Consider the following 19998-nt stretch of genomic DNA (forward strand, 5'->3'; position numbering starts at 1 on the left):
AAATATGCACTGAAGTGAAACTTTATAATAACTACATCGCAAGCATCAAACAGGTTGAGCAATCCCCTGCGCGCTCGAACAGCCCCCTAAGGCAAACCCTTCGCGGCAAATTGGGAACCTCAGTTCAACAACCTCCACCATTGCAAAATTGAAAATTCCTAGCCTTTGAACCGCTGCACTGCCAAGCAAAATCACTCTCATGAGGTGCAAAAAAGGCATAAAAAACCCGGCCGCCGTAGCGGCCGGGTTTAGACGTTTAGAACATAAAACGTCAGGTCAGACTACTACTAACCGTTGAACACGTTAGCAACAGCCTGGACGAACGTCTGGATGCCGCCGGAGAGCAGCTCGACGATGGTGGATGCAAAAGTAGCGAAGATCTCGATCATGAGATAATCCTTTCAGTTAGCGGCGCCGCGGGGACAATGTTTTGGTGTCGGCGCCTTCACGTAGACAATCGTTCGCCTCTGGCATTAGTTACACGCGCCGGAAAATCAACCCCGTCTGCGTATAACGTTTTGTGATCTCTAGATGCGCTCACCAGCATTTTTATAGTAGTGCGAAACTACCGAAAATTACCCCCGTTGGCGCCCGAGCGATCCTCGTTGATCCCCTCGATGCCTGCACCCTCACAATCAACGATGTCGTCACTGATCTGCTGTCGGTTCAAGACCAAGAGGTCATGACCCGCAGACGCCAGTTGGCTGAGCACTTCCACCTTGAAGTACCTATCGCCTTGCTGAACCTGGCGCCCTCCGAACGCCGGGATGGCACATTCCACATGGCGAGACCAGACAATGAAAGTGTTTTTCCCCTGCGATATCGATTTGTAGAACGCAGGTAGCCATACCTAGTGCCTCATCTTCGCCTCTGACCAACCGAGCCTCGTTTCCCAACTGTTCACATTCTCGGCGCACACCACACCAATACCCTCAGAGGTAGCAACACCCATTATGGTTCCCCCGCGGTCACTATATCGATGCCATTGCTTGGCGATAGCAAAGTTTGAGTACCTAGCTGCGCCAACACCGCACCGGTTTCAATCCCCCGGAAATTTACGCTTCCCCGTAAACGCATCTATCCATTTGCGGCCTGATAACAGGCTCAGGCAAAAGACATTGAAGGGTCGAGAGCTACCCGCCACCGCTTCCCCAGCCCCGCATCAAAACAAGAGAAAACCCGGTCAAAAGACCGGGTTGAAATTCTTTCCGTGGAGCTAAGGGGACTCGAACCCCTGACCCCCACACTGCCAGTGTGGTGCGCTACCAGCTGCGCCATAGCCCCGTACATTTCGGCTGGTTATCAAGTCCAAAGACCCGAATCTCAACTGCGAATTGAACGTCCTTAAAGCTACCCGAACAGCTTGCAGCCAAACAAATCGCCAGTTCGCAAGGGGTTGTGGGGAGCATGGCGTCGGCCAAAAAGAAACCCAGCCGCCTCACTGCGACTGGGCACCTCAACGTCAGGAATTCACAGGGCCTACTTCACCACGTCCGGAACCCAGGACTGCACCTTGTTGTCCGGTCCCTTCTTCAGCTCTACCCGCTTGCCGTCTGCGTAAACCAACGGAGAAGATACGGAGCCTTCGCGCTCGGTCAGGTCATCGGCGTTGGCCTTGACCACGGGAAGCACAGCATCCTGAACCTCACCACTGGAGATGGAATCAATCACGGACTGGTCTAGGTCGTACGCCTGCAGAGCCTGACCAAACTCCTCGTAATCCCACTTGCGGGCAACCTCAGTCTGGTTGGTCAAAAACGCGGTGTGTGCGTTCCAGAACGCCTTCGCGTTACCCGTCTCAGCAACTGCTAAGGCCACAGCCGCACCGCGGGTAGAAGAACCGGTGGCCTCGCCGTCCAAGAAGTTCAGGAAGTTGAACTTGATCTTGACCTTGCCCTCGTTCAGAGCCTGCAGGGAATCCTCGTGATCCGCTTCCGCCAGCCCAGCACAGTGAGGACAGCTGAAGTCCTCGAAGATCTCCACCACGGGAGCGTCCGCCTTCAGGTCCTGGGAAGCCAACACCACGGAGTTACCCTCGCGCGCCACAGTGAAGTTCACATCTTCCTGCGGCATCTCAGCTGCCAGCTGATTCCCACCGGTGTTGTTACGCACCACCAGGAAAACTACTACTGCGGCAATCGCGAGAATCGCGACGATAATCCACAAAAAGCCACTTCCAGCTTTAGAGTTTGGGGCTTTGATCTTCTGGCTCACAGACGTGAATCCTTTCAGGAGTTGTCAGCAACGTGCACCGCTCGCGCACGATTTTGCGCGCGACGCGCATGATAATGAATCAACCCTAACCCTTGAAGGGGCCTCGTCTCCAATGACTTCCCCGGTCAGAGCCCAATTGCCAGCAAACTATTAGGCCAGCACTTGGTCAATCACAGCCTGGGCTTCCTCCAACACACGCTGCAGATGTTCTTCACCCTTGAAGGACTCCGCGTAGATTTTATACTTATCCTCCGTGCCGGACGGACGGGCTGCAAACCACGCATTGTCTGTGGTCACCTTCAATCCGCCAATGGCAGCACCATTTCCCGGAGCTTCCGTGAGAATGGCGGTAATGGGCTCGCCTGCCAGTTCCTCGGCCGTCACATCAGCAGCGGAGAGCTTCTTCAGCGTCTCGCGCTGTTCACGGTTCGCGGGCGCATCGATGCGGGAGTACACCGGTGCACCATAGGTCTCCTCCAGCTCCGCGTATCGCTGGGACGGGGTCTTCCCCGTCACAGCGAGGATCTCCGCGGCCAGCAAGTCTGCGATGATACCGTCCTTATCCGTGGACCACACTGTGCCGTCCTTACGCAGGAAGGATGCCCCGGCTGACTCTTCGCCACCGAAACCCACACTGCCGTTGACCAACCCGGGAACGAACCACTTGAAGCCCACGGGGACCTCGTTGAGCGGGCGCCCCAAACCATCCACTACGCGGTCGATCATCGTGGAGCTGACCAGTGTCTTTCCTACGGCCGCCTCCACCGGCCACTGTTCGCGATGCGAGAACAAGTAGTCCACGGCCACGGCCAAGTAGTGATTGGGGTTCATCAAGCCGGCATCCGGGGTGACGATGCCGTGGCGGTCGGAGTCTGCGTCGTTACCCGTGGCGATGTCATAGGAGCTGGACTCTTGCCCTGCCACCGTGTTGACCAAGCTCGCCATGGCCGAAGGTGAGGAGCAGTCCATGCGGATCTTTCCATCCGTATCCAAAGTCATGAAGCCGAAAGCAGGATCTACCTGATCATTGACCACTGTCAGTTCCAGATTATGAACCTCGGCGATGCGGGCCCAATACGCCACGGACGCACCGCCCATCGGATCGGCCCCGATGCGGACGCCTGCCTCCCGAATCGCGTCGAGGTCTATGACCTCGGGCAGCGCGTTGACATAGGTATTGAGGAAATCGAACTTCTCGATGCCCTCCGCGCTTTCTACAGAGCTCGCACCAGCAGAATCCACCCGCTGCACGCCCTCCAGCCCCGCATCCAGGTAGGCATTCGCCTTGTCTGCGATCCACGAGGTCGCGTCCGTATCCGCAGGTCCACCCGTGGGCGGGTTGTACTTAAAGCCGCCATCGCGCGGCGGGTTGTGCGACGGCGTGATCACGATGCCATCCGCGCGCCCCTGATCCGTTCCCTCCGGTCCACCCGGCAGCTGCTTGTTGTGCTCCAGAATCGCAAAGGAGATCGCCGGGGTGGGAACAAAGCCATCCTCGGCATCCACAAAAGTGCGCACACCGTTGCCGGCCAGCACCTCCAGTGCGGTGGCATGAGCAGGTTCGGACAGCGCGTGTGGATCCCTGCCGATGAACAGAGGGCCATTAATGCCCTGTTCGCGGCGATAATCGACGATTGCTTGCGTCATCGCCAAAATATGCGCCTCATTAAACGCACCATCGAAAGAACTGCCACGGTGACCCGAGGTACCAAAGGAGACTCGCTGGCCCGCATCCGTGAGATCCGGCTGGATGCCTTTGTACGCCGCTAGGAGGGCGGGGATGTCTGTGAGGTCTTCTGGGAGGGCAGGCTGCCCGGCGCGTGGGTGCATGACGTGCTCCTTTGTTGTGGGTTATGTCTCCAGACTGCCCTAGTTTGCGGCGGGTGTCGCGGGCACTCTCCCCCAAATGCGTGCGTTGATGTGGTGTTGTTTTCTCGACGCCAACCACCTCCCCTTTTCCACCCCCTTCACCGAGAAACCACGGGGAAGTTGTCCAAATAAGTTCTCGAGGTGAGATTTTCCTAGTACGTTTTTCCCATGACTGACGTTTCATTTGCTGAAAGCCTCAATGAGAAGCTCAGCGCTATCGACTCGATTGTGTGGGGTCCGTTCCTACTCATTCCGCTGTTGCTGGGCACCGGGCTGTTCCTCACTATTCGCTTGGCCGGTATCCAATTCCGCTATCTCGCGGTTGCTCTTCGCCACGGTCTGATCGACCGCAACGACGACGGCGGCGAGGGTGACATCTCCCAGTACCAGGCTCTGACCACCGCTCTCGCTGCCACCGTGGGTGTGGGCAACATCGTGGGCGTGGCCACGGCGATTGGTGTGGGAGGACCGGGCGCTTTGTTCTGGATGTGGATCACGGGCCTGGCCGGCATGGCCTCGAAGTACAGCGAGGCATTCCTGGGTGTGCGCTTCCGCACCCGTGATTCCCGCGGCAATATCAATGGTGGTCCGCAGTACTACTTGGCCAACGGGCTGTCGAGCGGTTTCGGCAAGTTCCTCGCGTGGTTCTTCACCATCGCAGCCATCATCGCCTCCTTCGGCATCGGCAACCTCACGCAGGCCAACGCCGTGTCTGCTGGCCTGCATGACACGTTCAACATCGAGCCGTGGATCAGTGGCGTGGTGATGTTCGTGTTCGTGGGTGCAGTTCTGCTGGGTGGCGTGCAGGCCATCGGGCGCGTGACCAGTGCTTTCGTGCCGCTGATGATCATCATCTACTTGATCGGTGGATTCATCGTCCTAGGTATCCACGTCTCCAAGATCCCCTCCGCACTGGGTTTGATCTTCAGCGATGCTTTTAGCGGTACCGCTGCAGTGGGTGGCTTCTTGGGCTCCGGCATCATCATGGCGCTGCAGATGGGCGTGGCTCGCGGCATCTTCTCCAATGAGTCCGGCATGGGTTCGGCGGCTATTGCGGCTGCTGCGGCAAAGACCACGCACCCGGTCCGCCAGGGACTGGTGTCCATGACTCAGACCTTCATCGACACGATCATCGTGGTCAGCATGACTGGTCTGGTGATCGTGACCACGGGCGCGTGGGAAGAAGGCAAGGAAGCTGCGGGGACGATGACCGCCACGGCGTTTAGCACTGGCATCGGCAGCCAATGGGGCGGAACAATCGTCTCCGTATCCGTGGTGTTTTTCGCCTTCTCCACCATCTTGGGTTGGTCCTACTACGGTGAGCGCAACGCGGAGCGTGCGTTTGGCGCGTGGGCTTCGCTTCCTTACCGCATGATCTTTACCTGCGTGGTGTTCGTGGGCGCCACAACCGAGCTGGAGCTGGCGTGGACTTTCGCGGACTTGGCTAACGGCCTGATGGCGCTACCAAACTTGATTGGCCTGATCCTGCTATCCGGCCTGGTGGTTCGCGAGACCAAGGCTTACCTAGCGTTTGACCCGAAGCTGCGGGCGCGCCCGGATGACGTTCACCAGTTCCTGGTGGAAACCAAGAACCCGTGGCGTACGTAGGCTTTGCTCCTGAGCTGAGCAAGTGGCAGCACCAAAACAAAAATGAAGGGCATCGCACAGTGTGTGCGGTGCCCTTTATTTAGGGTTGCTGAGGATTACTCAGCAGCAGGAACGTCACCGGTGGTCTCGGTAGGAACCTCGGCCGGATCCGCTCATGGCACAGTTGCACCACATCATTCGCCCCACTTTGCTCTACTCTGAACTTTATGGGCGATGCAGTTTCCTCTGACACTTACACTCCAAAACAGCGCACGCGTTACCGCCAGCGCCTGATGGGAGACCTCGAGGTTTTCGATCGCCTCTTGCAGACCGCGGATTTTATCGATGAAGGCACCATCGGCTTGGAACTGGAGCTCAACCTCGTCGATGAGCAGATGCAGCCGAGCCGCAGTGGCGAGGCTGTTCTTGCCGAGCTGTCCGACGAGTACCAATCGGAGATCGGCTCATTCAATGTCGAGCTCAACCTCCCTCCACACACCATCAACGGCACTGGTCTCAGCCAGTTGCAGGAGGAATTAACCGCGCGGTTGGGCGCGGTCAAGGAGGCCGCAAGCAAGGCCGACGCAAGCGTCGCGATGATCGGCACTCTCCCCTCGTTGACCACGGAATTTCTCACTGACCCTGCGTGGATGACTCGCGAGAACCGCTACCGAGCACTGAGCAACTCCGTGATCGAGGCACGCGGCGAGCTGGTGCGGATCGACATTTCGCGAGACGAGCACTACGGCCACGAGTTCGAAGACATCGCTCCGGAATCCGCCTGCACGTCGATGCAGTTGCACTTGCAGGTGGCGCCGAACCGGTTTGCGGATGCATGGAATGCGTCCCAGGCCATCGCCGGCATTCAGGTGGCAGCCAGTGCCAACTCTCCCCTGTTCGCTGGTCACCAACTGTGGCACGAGTCCCGCGTTCCGCTGTTCTATCAAGCCATCGATACCCGCACGAATGAGCTGGTGAACCAAGGTGTGCGCCCTCGCGTGTGGTTCGGCGAACGCTGGATCACCAGCGTGTTCGACTTGTTTGAGGAAAACGTCCGCTACTTCTCACCGCTGTTGCCGGAGGATCGCTCGGATGCGGGCACGCCGATTCTGGACGGCGAGAACCCGGCGTTGCACTACCTGAACCTGCAGAACGGCACGGTGTGGCGTTGGAACCGTCCGATCTACGATCCGGGCACGGATCAGCCACACATTCGTATCGAAAACCGTCTGCTGCCCGCGGGCCCCACCCCGGCGGACATCGTTGCGGATGCTGCTTTCTATTACGGACTGGTGAAGTACTTGGGCAACCAGGCTCGGCCTGTGTGGTCCCGCCTGCCGTTTACTGATGCTCACGATAACTTCAACGCGGGAGCCCGTGATGGTCTGAACGCGGAGATGGTGTGGCCCACCCTGGGACGCATTCCGGTGACCAAGCTGATTTCTGAGTACCTGCTGGATCAGGCCCGTCAGGGATTGGAGGCGCTGAATGTGGATGCGGAGCTGATCGACAAGTACCTGGGCATCATCGAAGGGCGCATGCGCAATCATCAGAACGGCGCGTCTTGGCAGGTCGCGGCACTGCGCCAGGCTGGCGGAGAGATGACAGCTCCCGACTCCCCGGAGCGACGCGAAGCTATCGCCAAGGTTCTACGGCGCTACCTCGAGCTGCAGGAAACGGGCGAGCCTGTGCACACCTGGCCCACGACGATGCAGTAATCCTGGCCTCACTCGCTTATCCGGCGCAAGGGTTGCGTCGAATCAACGGACCCGAAACCCACGTGCGTCCGGCTGCCCCCACCAAGCACTCATCAACGAAAAAAGAACCCCTCACTTGCATAAACAAGTGAGGGGAACTTTTCTTTCTGTGGAGCCGCCGGGAATTGAACCCGGGTCCTTCGCGACCTCGCCAGGGCTTCTCCGTGCGCAGTTCGCAGTTATCTCTACTCGGCCCTCCGGATCTTGCGAACCAGTCCGGATGATGAGCCCAGTTGCTCTAAGGAGTCCCGCACGGCCCGAGCAACCCGGCCGTGCAGCAAGTCTCTTTAGTCGATGCCGGTTGCTAGGTCAGAGACAAACCTAGGCCGACAGACACGCGGTCGCTGCTTAGGCAGCGAGGGCGTAGTCGCGCTGAGTGTTCTCGGCGCTTATAGGGTTGCGTCGACGCTTACGGTGGTCGATCGCCTTCACCGGCACGCTTCCCCTGGCTCAATGCACGAAGTCGAAACCAAATCGACCCCTTGTGCAATCCCTGCTGTGGGAACGTGTTCATCCAGCAGGAAGGTTCAGGTTACTCTTTTTCTTTTCTCGACGCCACTTCCCCCTCACCAGCTAATTCTTCCTGCACGCCTGTGGTCGGTGCTTGGGTTTCCATGTGCTGAATCCGAGCGTGCATGGCTGTGGCGAGCCGCTGTCGTTCTGTTTTCAGCTTGGCTTCTCGGGACTTCTTTCCGCGCTTCACAGAGGAGATGCCGAAGAGGATGCCAAGGACAATTGGAATCCAGACTTTGGGATATTCGAGTGCCAACTCCACGATCCACGGCAAGTCCCAGTGTGGAAGTTGCCAGTCTGGCCAGGGAATACTCGGCAAGTTGATGTGTGGCCAGGGGATATCGATGTGAGGCCAGTTGATGTGCGGCCAGGGGATGTTGATATCCCAATCGGGGATGAACTGCGCGAGCCAGCGGATGATGGGCTCGATGATCTTTCCCAGTAGGGGCAGGACAACCAGGGCAAAGATGGCCCATCCGGATTTCCCCAACCCGGTGAGCAGCGGATAGAACCAGCGCTTGAACGGGCTTTCTTCCATCGCTTGGAGGCGTTGGGCGCCTTTCGAGCCCGGCGGGGCATTCATCTCCAGGGTCACACCGCCCGCTTCAATGGTGGCCAGGCGCAGGAACGAGTTCGTCACTCCGGGTTCGAGCTTCAGATACGGTTTCGCCACGGCGAGCTCGCGGTGGAATCCACGTGCTCCCTCGTCGCCCTTCTTGAAGCGCTTGTTCCCGTCTTCGTCTTCCTTCTGGGAGAGGTCGAGCTTGACCTCCTTGAGCGAATCTTGGCGTGCGATGACCTGGTCATTGACCTTCACCAGGTAGGGGTGGTCCTCCATCGCCTCGCTCACCGTGAGCAGTATTTTCCCGATGATGGTGGGCTTCTCTGCGTTCTTCGCCTTGAGCTTCTCTAGGTCACTCGCCCGATCCGACGCGCTCACGTTTGACGATGCTGCTTCCGTCTCCTGTTCAACATCCGCCCCGTCATCGAAATCTTCGGCAAGCTTTCCCACCGTGCTCTGAGGAAAATCCGGATCCACTTCGCGCAGCTCAGCGAATGTGCCAACGAATACCTCGACCAAACCCACCTTGGCGTGCTGGGCACTCCAGCGCTCCATGAACCAGACCTCCCGCATCGCTGAAATTGAGCCACATGAAACTGCCACCGCGCAGACCGCGCGTCAGAATTGCACGCTAGCAGTAGTGGTGCTGCGGGGGAATGATCCCAAAGTCTGAATTCGGTAAAGCGTGCTTAAGCGTTAATGCCCTTGATGCGACGCCCCAGCTCGCGGGTCACTTCGCGCTCTTCCGTGCGACGCTTGATGTCCTGGCGCTTGTCGTAATCCTGCTTGCCTCGGGCAAGCGCCAGTTCCACCTTCAACTTGCCGTTGACGAAGTACAGCTGCAGCGGAACCAACGTGGAGTTGCCGTCGCGTACCTTACCCATAAGGGAATCGATCTCCCCGCGGTGCAGCAACAGCTTGCGGACTCGTCGCGGCGAGTGGTTGGTCCAGTGGCCCATGGTGTACTCCGGAATGTGCAAACCACGCAGCCAGACTTCACCTTCATCGATGGTGGCGTAGGCGTCGACCAAACTCGCCTTGCCCTCCCGCAGGGCCTTGACCTCAGTTCCCACTAGAACCACACCACACTCGAAGGTGTCGATGATGGAGTACTCGTGGCGTGCCTTGCGATTAGTGGCAACGACTAATGGGCCGGGTCCCTTACCGGAGCCGTCCTTGCCCTTATTCTTGGACTTTGCCTTCGATTTACCGGAATCAACCGGTGCTGCCTTTTTCGCCATGATTCAAGGAATCCTAGCATCTACCTGCGGGGGGATCGAAAATGCTCGTCACTGCGCGAACTGCACACAGCAGAACTAAGCGATGAAGAGCTCAGCGCTTAGTTCTTCACGTACCAACGTAAGGTCACCTGCGCAGTTACCGCGGCAACCAGAACGCCAACGATCACCATGAACGGTGCTGCCAGCCAGATATCGGCCGTGGTGATGCGAGCGATGAGGTTGGCGTCGTACAACGAACGCAGCGCGTTATCTGCCACCAGGAACTTGCCAGCGAACATGCCTCCCAAGGCCAGTAGCGCACCGATGACGGCGGCGACCACTGCCTCCAAAACGAACGGTGCCTGGGTGTACCAGCGCGAAGCGCCCACCATACGCATGATGGAGATCTCGTTGCGGCGGCTAAACGCGGTGATCTGGACCATGTTCACAATCAGGAACACGGCAGCCACGGCCTGGATCGCTGCCACCAGGAACGCGGCGTTACGGATCGCGTCCAGGTTGTTCGTCGCGGCGCGCAGGTCATCGCCCTGGTCCACCACGTTCAGCACACCCGGTGCATCACGGATGCCGTCGATTGCCTCGTCTTCGGTGGGATCTTCCAAGTGCACGTGCAACGCGGCCGGGAAGGCATCCTTGCTGGTCTGCTCCACCAAGCGCGGGTCAGAATCCCTGAAAAGATCCACGAAGCGGTCATAGGACTGCTGCTTGTTGCGGTAGTTCACGGACTTAACCGTGTCATCGGACTGCAGCTTATTCAGCAGCTCTGCACACTTTGGCGAGGAGCAATCCTGGTCTTGTGCAGAGATGGAATCATCCAGCTGCACCATGACCTCGATGCGGTCGATGTAGATGTCCTTGGTGCGCTCGGTCATCTGCGTGAGCAGCAGGCCGGTGGTTAGCAGCGCCAGGGAAATTGCGGTGGTGATGATCATCGCGATGGTCATCGTGGCGTTTCGACGCAAACCTGTGAAGGCTTCACGGATAACAAAATTTGATCGCATAATTAACGCCCCACTCCGTACAGGCCGCGCGCATCGTCGCGGATGACTCGGCCCTTAGACAGCTCGATGACACGCTTACGCATGGAGTCCACGGCGACGTTATCGTGCGTGGACATCACCACGGTGGTGCCGTTTTGGTTGATGCGGTTGAGCAGGAGCATGATCTCCGAGCTCGTGTCCGGATCCAGGTTGCCGGTGGGCTCATCGGCCAACAGCACCAGCGGGCGGTTCACGGAGGCGCGGGCGATGGCCACGCGCTGCTGTTCACCACCGGACAGCTCGTGCGGGAAGCGGCGCTCCTTGCCTTCCAGACCCACGGTCTTGAGCGCTTCCGGCACTAGGCGCTCGATCTCTGAGCGCTTCTTGCCGATCACCTCGAGGGCGAAGGCGACATTATCGAAGACGTTCTTCTTGGGCAGCAGGCGGAAATCTTGAAAGACGTACCCGATGCGCTGCCGCAGCTTGGGCACCTCGCGTCCGCGCAGCTTGTTGACATGAAAGTCAGCCACGTGAAGATCTCCGGAATCTAGTGATTCTTCGCGGAGCATCAGTTGCAGAAACGTGGACTTACCGGAACCGGACGGGCCGATGAGAAAGACGAACTCTCCCTTATCGATATCTACGGAGACACCGTCCAGCGCCGGACGAGTGGACGTCCGATAGCTCTTGGATACTTTGTCGAATGTGATCACAACCCGTCAGTGTAGCCACAATAGTGTGACTATTGTAACCAATGTGACTCACGTTGCACTTGGTGCATTTCGCGATCAGTGCACATAAATGCATTCCGGTGTGGTTCAATGAGCCACATCACATGACGCCTCGAGGAACTACAGGACACGAACAGACATGAGTAGCTCGGCATCTACAGATCCAGACACCGCCACCGGCATGGCGTCGAAAAAACACGCAGCCAACAACAAGGCCAAGAGCAAGACCCCCAAAAAGGCCGGCCAGAATAACCAGGAAAACGCATCCGGTTTCCTGGGCTTCGTTGAAAAGTTGGGCAACAAGCTGCCGGATCCCTTCTGGCTGTTCGTGATCATTGGCGGACTCGTAGCCGTGACCTCGTGGATCGGCACCCTGTTCAACATGCAGGCCACCGACCCAGCCACGGGCGACCCGATCCTGGTGAAGTCCCTGCTTTCCACCGAGGGCATCAGCATGATGGTCGGCGATGCAGTGGAGAACTTCGTAACGTTCCCCGCATTGGGCCTGATCATCGTGGTCATGCTGGGTGTGGCCGTGGCCGAACAAACCGGCCTCATCAGCGCGGTGATCCGCGCCATGGTGGCCAAGGTCGGCCCGCGTACCCTCACGTTCGCCGTCGCCCTCGCAGGTGTAACAGGTTCTGTTGCCTCCGACGCCGTGTACGTGATTCTCATCCCGCTTGGAGCCATGTCTTTCCGCGCGATGGGACGCTCGCCCATCGTGGGAGCCATGGTGGCTTTTGCCGCATCCTCGGCAGGCTTCAACTCTTCGCTGGTGCTCAACATCACTGATGTTCTCCTGGCAGGAATCTCCTCCACGGCGGCGGGCATCGTTGAGCCGGACTACGAGGTTTCCCCGCTGGCCAATTACTTCTTCGTCTTCTTCTCCGCGATCGTGCTAGCCCTGATCATCACCGCGGTCACCGAGCTATACATGAACAAGAAGGCTCACGAGCTGGTCAACCACGATGAGATCAACTACGAAGAGCTCAGCTTTGACCGTGCGGCCGGCGCGAACAACTCCGAAGACGATGACCTGTTCGACACGGCAGAGAACAGTTCCGACGGCGCGGAATCTGACAAGCAACAATCCAAGGAACAGAGCGACGAAGAGCTCGAAGAGAGCCTGAAGCTTAGCCCCCGCGAGGTTAAGGCGCTGGTATGGACGGGCATTGCATCCATCGTCATGCTCGCAGCCTACTTCGCGCTACTGTTCTTCAGTGGCTCCCCTCTGCAGGGACCAGGTGGCGAGGTCATGGAATCGCCACTGATCAAGGACGTAGCCGTACCGATCACCCTGGCATTCTTCTTCCTTGGACTGGTCTACGGCGTAATTGCCGGAACCATCAATTCCCCAGGCGATATTCCGGAGTTCATGGCTCGAGGACTAAAGACCTTGCTGCCAATGATGGTCTTGTTCTTCGCAGTTTCCCAGTTCCTCGCATGGTTCCAGTGGTCCAACCTGGGCAACTGGACTGCGATCCGCGGCGCCGAGCTGCTGCAGCGCTGGGACCTCCCACCACTGGTGATGTTCGGCGCCTTTGTTCTGCTGGTGGCCGTGGTGAACCTGTTCATCACCTCCGGTTCGGCACAGTGGGCGCTGATGGCACCCGTGGTGGTGCCGATGTTCATGTACGTCAACGTGTCCCCAGAAGTCACCCAGATGCTGTTCCGCATCGGCGATTCGCCGTCCAACATCATCACTCCGATGAGCCCGTACTTTGCTCTGGCGTTGACGTTCTTGCAGCGCTACTACAGCAAGTCCGGCATCGGCACACTAATGTCACTGGCCATTCCTTACTCCGTGGCCATGCTCGTGGGTTGGTTCCTGTTCTTCTGCCTGTGGTGGTTCACCGGCCTACCGTTGGGTCCAGGAACGCCGATGGATTACACGCTGCCGCAGTAGACAGGCATCGAATCTATTGGCCGCATGGCGGAAAACGCACATTCTAGCGGCTTAGCCTTGAAGGAATTTGCAGAAAATGTAAAACTTTCTGCCCGGATCTCAGGTGATATGTAGGCTGGCCACATATGCCACGCTGCCACTTTGGCAGACACAGCCCACCACCCACCAGGAGCGCTAGATGAGCAATGCACCCCGCACCGCACGCTGTGCGCGGGGTGCATTGCTGTCTCCAGATGCTGGCACCATTAACCCCCTCCCGCACCACTCGGCCTACTGGCCAATAACCATCGACATCGCGGGTGCTCACCACTTCGTTCGCCTCGACGGTGACCGCCCGCCCGTCGGCTAACGCAGCTCACTAACCACTCTTCGGGTTCACTCACCCGTACTTCACCAACAAAACAATCCGCATTGAGCACTCCCCTGCGACCCAGCGGAGCTTTCTCAAGCACCGAAAAAGAATGTGAGGACAGACCTTGTCTGCTTCAGAGAACAATTCACACACGGTTGCCACCGACCGTTCCGTGCCTACCGAAACGTTGGATCCACACACTGACCGCCTCTCGAAGGATGTCGAAGCGTCCGTAGGTGCGGCGATTCGTCGCGCTGAAAAGTGGCTGGAGGTGGAGGAAACTTCCAAGTCCACCCAGCAGCTGGCAGACATGGTTCACGATCCGAACGGCGTGGAGTTCACCTTCGCATTCGTCGACCGCGTGGCTCGCCCAGAAGACAACAAGGTCGCAGCACACGAGTTCGCCAAGATCGCCAGCCCACTGAACAAGAAGTCAGAGACCCCAGGCTTCATGGGTCTACTGGATACTTTCCTCGTCTCGGCCGGTTCCATCGCCGCTCCCCTGCTGCCCAACGTCGTCATGCCCATCGCCCGCACCTACCTCCGACAAACAGTGGGTCACTTGGTGCTCGATGCCGAATCTCAGGCGCTCGACGACATGCTGGACAAGGCCAAGGAAGATGGCTTCACCCTTAACCTGAACCTGCTGGGCGAGGCCGTGCTGGGCGAGGCCGAGGCGCAGAGTCGCCTCGATGACATTCTGGATCTACTGAAGAACCCCAAGGTGGACTACGTCTCCGTCAAGGCGTCCGCCGTGGTCTCTCAGCTCAACCACTGGGATATCGATGGCTCCACCGAGCGCCTGAAGGATCGCCTGCGCCCGCTGTACCGCCAAGCGCTGAACCGCAACCCGCACCCCTTCATCAACATGGACATGGAGGAGTACAAGGATCTCGAGCTCACGCTGAAGCTGTTCACCGAACTGCTGGGCGAGGAAGAATTCCTCGAGCTGGAGGCCGGCATCGTGTTACAGGCTTACCTGCCAGACACCTTGGGTGCCCTGCAGCACTTGGCCGAGTTCGCCAAGGAGCGCGTTGCTCGCGGTGGCGCGCCCATCAAGGTCCGCCTGGTCAAGGGCGCCAACCTGTCCATGGAGCGCGTGGACGCAGAGGTGCACGACTGGCCGCAGGCTCCTTACCTCACCAAGGCCGAGGTGGATGCCAACTACGTCCGCCTCATGGACTGGGTGTTGCGCCCCGAGCATGCAGATAGCCTGCGCATCGGTGTGGCCAGCCACAACCTCTACGACGTGGGGTTGGCTCACGAACTGTCTGTCGCTCGCGGTGTGGAATCACAACTAGACATCGAAATGCTCCAGGGCATGGCTCCCGCGCAGGCTGCTGCCGTGCGCGAGGTCACCGGCCAGGTCATCCTGTACACCCCCGTGGTGAAGAAGGAGAATTTCGACGTGGCCGTGAGCTACCTGGTCCGCCGACTCGAGGAGAACGGCGCCAAGCAGAACTTCCTCTACGCCCTGTTCAGCGACGATAGTTCTGATTCGGATACACCGGGCATGTCCCCCATGGAGTCCCAGGAAATGCGTTTCCGCAATTCCGTGCGCGACCGTTGGGATACGTTTGCAGGTCGGCGTCGGCAACAAAACCGCCTTGAGGAAGAAGAACAGAAACTCGGCTGCCGTAGCGGGGCCACCGAAGGCAACTTCGTCAACGAGCCGGACACCGACCCAACGTTGCCGGCCAACCGCGCGTGGGCGCGCCAGATCGTGGACCCCTCCTCCGACCCCGGCGAGCCAACGTCTCGTTTGGTCACCGATCCTTCGGAGATCGACGCCATAGTCGAGCGGACCAAGCAAGCCGGCGAATCCTGGTCTCAGAAGACCGGGCACGAACGCGCTGAACTACTGGACAAGGTGGGAGACGCCCTGGCCAACAACCGTTCCCGCCTGATCTCGGCGGCCGTATTCGAGGCCGGTAAGACCATCGCCGAGACTGATCCCGAGGTCAGCGAGGCCATCGACTTCGCACGCTACTACGCCGAGTGCGCCCGCGAATTGGATCGTCAGCGCAGCAGCATGTTCACGCCATACAAGACCGTGGTTGTGACCCCACCGTGGAACTTCCCCATCGCTATTCCCGTGGGCGGTTGCCTGGCTGCACTGGCAGCAGGCGGCTGTGTGATCCTTAAGCCTGCACCTGAGGTGCTGCGCATCGCTGAGGTCTTCGTGGATGTCATGCGCGAAGCGGGAGTCACCGAAGATCAGTTGCAGCTGGTCAACGCGGACGAGGCAGATGCAGGCCAGCGCCTGATCAGCCACCCTGAGGTGGAATCCGTGATCCTCACCGGCGCTTCCGAAACCGCGAAGTTGTTCCGCGGATGGAAGCCAGAGATGGTCATCAACGCAGAGACCTCCGGCAAGAACGCCATCATCGTGACCCCGGCGGCGGATCCTGACTTGGCCGTGGCGGACATTTACAAGTCCGCGTACGGTCACGCGGGCCAGAAGTGCTCCGCGGCATCATTGATCATCACCGTGGGTTCCATCGGAGAGTCCAAGCGCTTCGTCGGCCAGCTGGTGGACGCTGTGAAGTCCATCAAGGTGGGACCGGGCTACGACATATCCACCTGGATGAACGGCGTGATCGCCGAGCCAGGTGAAAAACTGATGCGCGGACTTACCAAGCTGGAAAAGGGCGAAAAGTGGCTGGTCAAGCCGGAAAAGCTCAACGATGAAGGCACCCTGTGGTCCCCTGGCCTGCGCGATAACGTCAAGCCCGGCAGCTGGTTCCACACCCACGAGTGCTTCGGCCCTGTGGCTGGCATCATGCACGCCGAAACCCTGGAACAAGCCATTGAGTGGCAGAACTCCACGGGCTTCGGCCTAACCGGCGGCATCCACACCATCGACGTGGACGAGACCGCCCTATGGCGCGAGAAGGTCGAGGTGGGCAACGCATACGTGGAGCGCGGCATCACCGGCGCTATCGTTCGCCGCCAGTCCTTCGGCGGTTGGAAGAACTCCAGCATCGGCAATGGTGCCAAGGCTGGCGGTCCAAACTACGTCTCCCAGCAGGGTCGATGGACCGAGGGCGATCTCAATCAGCTGGTCTCCGCATCACTGCCTACCCACATCACGCAGATGCTCCGGGAGATCTTGGGCTTGGGCTCCCCTGCGCTGTCCAGGGCAGATCACGCATGGCTACGCCAGGCGGCGGAATCCGATGCTTACGCCATGCAGACCGAGTTCGGCGTGGAACATGATAAGACGGCGCTGATCGTGGAATCCAACGTGTTCCGCTACAAGCCATTGCTGGAGCCACTCCGTGTTCGAGTGCACGCCGATGCCAACCCTCGCGACATCCTGCGCTTGCGCTTGGGTGCCGCGGCCACCGGCACGGACCTGGACATTTCCGCTGATCACGACGTGTCCACCGATTTCGGCGAGCTGGGACAGAGCATGCGCATCATCAGCGATTCCGACTTCGCTGAAGAGATTTCTACCGCCCAGTCCGTCCGCGTGCGAGTGGTGGGCTCGGCACCGGACGAGCTCTACGAAGCCGCCGCTGATTCCGGCAGCGTGATCCTGGATCAGGACATTCTGGCTGAAGGACGCCGTGAGTTGCTGCCCATGCTCCTCGAGCAGGCGGTCTCCACCACCGAGCACCGCTTCGGCTACATCCACGGCCTAACCCCTTAAGGTTCGCACAATTTAGGCCGCGAAAAGGCCCTCGGTAAGGCACAACGCGTGTCTTACCGAGGGCCTTTGTGCGCGCTAGCTGGATCGCCTGCCAACTCGCTCGTCCAATGCTGACAGAGACCGCAGTCGCTTAGCCTTCCTTGGAAACCTAGACGTTGAAACCCCCAGTCGATGCCGAAACTGTCCTTGGGGGCCAAGAGTTCAAAAACTTCGTAACGCTTATGCTCGCTTAAGCTTCAACGACTCTACTAAAATTCCGTTCCGCCAAATTTGCTAAACGCTTTCGTCGGCGAATGGGTAGTCCGTGTAGCCCACTTCCCCACCGCCATAGAAGGTCTCCGCGTTCGGTTCATTAAGCTCCAGGCCGTCCTTCCATCGGCGCACCAAATCCGGGTTGGCGATTAGCTGACGACCCACGGATACGGCATCGGCGCGGCCGCTGTCCATCAGCTTCTCCGCCCCATCCAAGTCCGTAATTGTGCCAAAGCCAGTGTTCAATAGAGTCTTGGTAGTTCCGTTGGAGCGGATAGCTTCCACCATCTTCCCGATTAGCTCACCGCTCGTCGAATCCTTGTGCAGAACAGAGACATATGCGAGGTTCAGCTTAGCCAGGTTATTCAGCAGAGCTAGGTAAGTCTCTCGCGTGACCTCAGGATCCGTCTCCAGCACGCCTTGCACGTTGTGCTCGGGAGAAAATCGCACGCCCACTCGGTCTGCGCCAATCTCCTCGGCAACAGCGCGAATCACCATTTCCGGCAGCTTAATTCGATTGTCAACGCTGCCACCAAACTCGTCCGTGCGGTGGTTGGAACCAGGCGAGAGGAACTCGTGCAACAAGTAACCGTTGGCTCCGTGGATTTCCACACCATCAATGCCAGCATCCACCGCGCGGCGTGCAGCGGCCCGGAACTCTTCGACGATACGAGGGATCTCTTCCGTCTCCAACGCACGTGGAACTGGCGCTTCGGCCTTCCCTTCGAAAGTGTGCACAGCCGACCCACTAGCCAGCGCGCTGGGAGCCTCTGGCTGCTTGCCTCCCAGCAAGTCAGGATGGGACATCCGACCACCATGCATAATCTGCATGAAAATCAGACCGTTGTTGTGGTGCACCTGCTCGGCAACCCTCTGCCAGCCATCCTGCTGCTCTTGAGTTTCGATTCCTGCTTGGCCAGGGAATGCGCGAGAACTCACCGCAGGAAACGTACCCTCGGTGACGACCAAACCTGCAGAAGCTCTCTGTGAGTAGTACTCCACGTGCAAATCGTTGGGAATCCCGGACCGCCCGGCGCGCTGACGCGTCAGCGCAGCCATGGTCACGCGGTTATGCAGCTGATAACGGCCAAGTTCCAACGGCTGAAATAGCGCGGCTGACGATCGAGACATAGTTCCTCCTGCAGTGAAATAAGTTTTCTTGAGGTCCGGTACAGGACCACGTGCAAGGTTCAAGGCACCAGGCACGCAGATTATTCCGCGCAGCAACAAAAGCTACCACGACCAGCTAGGATCCCTGCTGCTCCGCCATCCGCCAGCGGATACCAGCCTCGAGGAAACCGTCCAGATCGCCATCGAGCACCTTAGATGGGTCGTTGACCTCAAAGTTCGTCCGCAAATCCTTGACCATCTGGTACGGGTGCAGCACGTAAGAACGCATTTGATTACCCCAAGAGTTGGAGCCGTCGCCCTTAAGCGCGTCCATCTCCGCACGCTCCTCCAGACGCTTACGCTCCAGCAGCTTGGCCTGCAGAACGCGCATAGCAGAGGCCTTGTTTTGAATCTGCGACTTCTCGTTCTGGCACGTCACCACGATGCCGGTGGGAGTGTGCGTCAGGCGCACCGCGGAATCGGTGGTGTTCACGGACTGTCCACCCGGGCCAGAAGATCGGTACACATCCACGCGGATATCGTTTTCATCGATGTCAATGTGGTCCGTCTGCTCCACCACGGGGAGGACTTCAACTTCTGCGAATGAAGTTTGGCGTCGACCTTGGTTGTCGAACGGACTGATACGGACCAGACGGTGTGTGCCCTGCTCCACCGACAACGTCCCGTACATGTACTCGTCATGCACCACCAAGGTTGCGGACTTGATGCCGGCTTCCTCGGCATAGGAAACGTCATACAGATCCACCTTGTGACCTGCCTTTTCCGCCCACCGCGTGTACATGCGCAGCAACATCTCGGCAAAGTCTGCCGCGTCCACACCACCCGCAGCGGAGCGAATGTTGACCACTGCCTCGCGCTGGTCGTACTCGCCGGAGAGCATGGTGGTGACCTCGAGCGACTCGATTTCCTTGCGCAGCTCGCCACGCTCCTCATCAGCCAGGACGATGGCCTCCTTGGCCTCCTCCGGCGAATCCGCGGACTCTTCCTCCGCCATGTCATACATCACCGGTAGATCTTCCAAGCGCTGGCGCAGCCCACGGACACGTTTGAGCTGGGCCTGCACGCGCGAGAGTTCGCTGGTCACGGTCTGCGCATAATCCGGGTCGTTCCACAGCGAGGGGTCTGCAGCCTGGTCCTCCAGCTCGCGCGCTCTATCCGCGAGGTCTTCGAGGTTCAGCACCTTCTCGATGGTGGTGAGGGTGCCGTCCAGTTCCTTCAGATCTGCAGTAACTTCCGGTTGCATAATGC

General features: G+C 58.9%; 14 protein-coding genes, 1 tRNA gene and 1 other RNA gene. 5 read left to right on the forward strand and 11 right to left on the reverse strand.

Annotated features, from left to right (window positions below; translation table 11 throughout):
- Positions 1 to 565: 565 nt before the first annotated feature.
- From IM764_RS01760 to pgm, 4 genes are all read right to left on the reverse strand, one after another.
- Positions 566 to 781: a hypothetical protein gene (locus IM764_RS01760; RefSeq protein WP_194186658.1), complete on the reverse strand. Its 216-nt coding sequence runs from the start codon at positions 779 to 781 to the stop codon at positions 566 to 568.
- A 430-nt stretch (positions 782 to 1211) separates the two neighbouring features.
- Positions 1212 to 1284: transfer RNA gene (locus IM764_RS01765), tRNA-Ala, on the reverse strand.
- Positions 1285 to 1479: 195 nt separating this feature from the next.
- Complete coding sequence (locus IM764_RS01770; protein ID WP_194186659.1) at positions 1480 to 2214, reverse strand: thioredoxin domain-containing protein; 735 nt, start codon at positions 2212 to 2214, stop codon at positions 1480 to 1482.
- A gap of 150 nt (positions 2215 to 2364) precedes the next feature.
- Positions 2365 to 4044 carry a phosphoglucomutase (alpha-D-glucose-1,6-bisphosphate-dependent) gene (gene pgm, locus IM764_RS01775; RefSeq protein WP_194186660.1) on the reverse strand — a complete coding sequence of 560 codons (1680 nt, stop codon included), beginning with the start codon at positions 4042 to 4044 and terminating at the stop codon, positions 2365 to 2367.
- Positions 4045 to 4251: 207 nt separating this feature from the next.
- On the opposite strand from pgm, the gene IM764_RS01780 reads away from it, so the two are divergent.
- Positions 4252 to 5691, forward strand: a complete 1440-nt coding sequence (locus tag IM764_RS01780; RefSeq protein WP_099299136.1) for a sodium:alanine symporter family protein — start codon at positions 4252 to 4254, stop codon at positions 5689 to 5691.
- 206 nt (positions 5692 to 5897) lie between these two features.
- A complete protein-coding gene (locus IM764_RS01785) occupies positions 5898 to 7388 on the forward strand; it encodes a glutamate--cysteine ligase (protein ID WP_194186661.1) in 1491 nt (496 codons plus the stop codon).
- 146 nt (positions 7389 to 7534) lie between these two features.
- Here the strand turns inward: IM764_RS01785 and ssrA are convergent.
- The 5 genes from ssrA to ftsE all read right to left on the reverse strand — a co-directional run bounded on the left by ssrA (position 7535) and on the right by ftsE (position 11436).
- Positions 7535 to 7909: a transfer-messenger RNA gene (gene ssrA / locus IM764_RS01790) on the reverse strand.
- 50 nt (positions 7910 to 7959) lie between these two features.
- Complete coding sequence (locus IM764_RS01795; protein ID WP_194186662.1) at positions 7960 to 9057, reverse strand: hypothetical protein; 1098 nt, start codon at positions 9055 to 9057, stop codon at positions 7960 to 7962.
- Between the two features lie 134 nt (positions 9058 to 9191).
- Positions 9192 to 9743: an SsrA-binding protein SmpB gene (gene smpB, locus IM764_RS01800; RefSeq protein WP_099299124.1), complete on the reverse strand. Its 552-nt coding sequence runs from the start codon at positions 9741 to 9743 to the stop codon at positions 9192 to 9194.
- A 98-nt stretch (positions 9744 to 9841) separates the two neighbouring features.
- Complete coding sequence (ftsX, locus tag IM764_RS01805) at positions 9842 to 10744, reverse strand: permease-like cell division protein FtsX (protein ID WP_194186663.1); 903 nt, start codon at positions 10742 to 10744, stop codon at positions 9842 to 9844.
- Positions 10745 to 10746: 2 nt separating this feature from the next.
- Entirely contained in the window at positions 10747 to 11436 is a 690-nt protein-coding gene (ftsE, locus tag IM764_RS01810) for a cell division ATP-binding protein FtsE (RefSeq protein WP_099299122.1), read from the reverse strand.
- A 157-nt stretch (positions 11437 to 11593) separates the two neighbouring features.
- Between ftsE and IM764_RS01815 the strand changes: the two genes are divergently transcribed.
- From IM764_RS01815 to IM764_RS01825, 3 genes are all read left to right on the forward strand, one after another.
- Complete coding sequence (locus IM764_RS01815) at positions 11594 to 13360, forward strand: AbgT family transporter (RefSeq protein WP_228073200.1); 1767 nt, start codon at positions 11594 to 11596, stop codon at positions 13358 to 13360.
- Between the two features lie 178 nt (positions 13361 to 13538).
- On the forward strand, positions 13539 to 13709 hold the full coding sequence (locus tag IM764_RS01820; RefSeq protein ID WP_159460971.1) for a hypothetical protein: 171 nt from the start codon (positions 13539 to 13541) through the stop codon (positions 13707 to 13709).
- A 175-nt stretch (positions 13710 to 13884) separates the two neighbouring features.
- Entirely contained in the window at positions 13885 to 17367 is a 3483-nt protein-coding gene (locus tag IM764_RS01825) for a proline dehydrogenase family protein (RefSeq protein ID WP_370551511.1), read from the forward strand.
- A gap of 273 nt (positions 17368 to 17640) precedes the next feature.
- Here the strand turns inward: IM764_RS01825 and IM764_RS01830 are convergent, their stop codons facing one another.
- Both IM764_RS01830 and prfB read right to left on the reverse strand, forming a co-directional pair.
- Positions 17641 to 18750, reverse strand: a complete 1110-nt coding sequence (locus IM764_RS01830) for an alkene reductase (protein WP_194186664.1) — start codon at positions 18748 to 18750, stop codon at positions 17641 to 17643.
- A gap of 115 nt (positions 18751 to 18865) precedes the next feature.
- Complete coding sequence (gene prfB / locus IM764_RS01835) at positions 18866 to 19993, reverse strand: peptide chain release factor 2 (protein WP_194186665.1); 1128 nt, start codon at positions 19991 to 19993, stop codon at positions 18866 to 18868.
- Positions 19994 to 19998: the final 5 nt, after the last annotated feature.

The organism is Corynebacterium sp. ED61, assembly GCF_015233855.1.
GTDB lineage: Bacteria > Actinomycetota > Actinomycetes > Mycobacteriales > Mycobacteriaceae > Corynebacterium > Corynebacterium dentalis.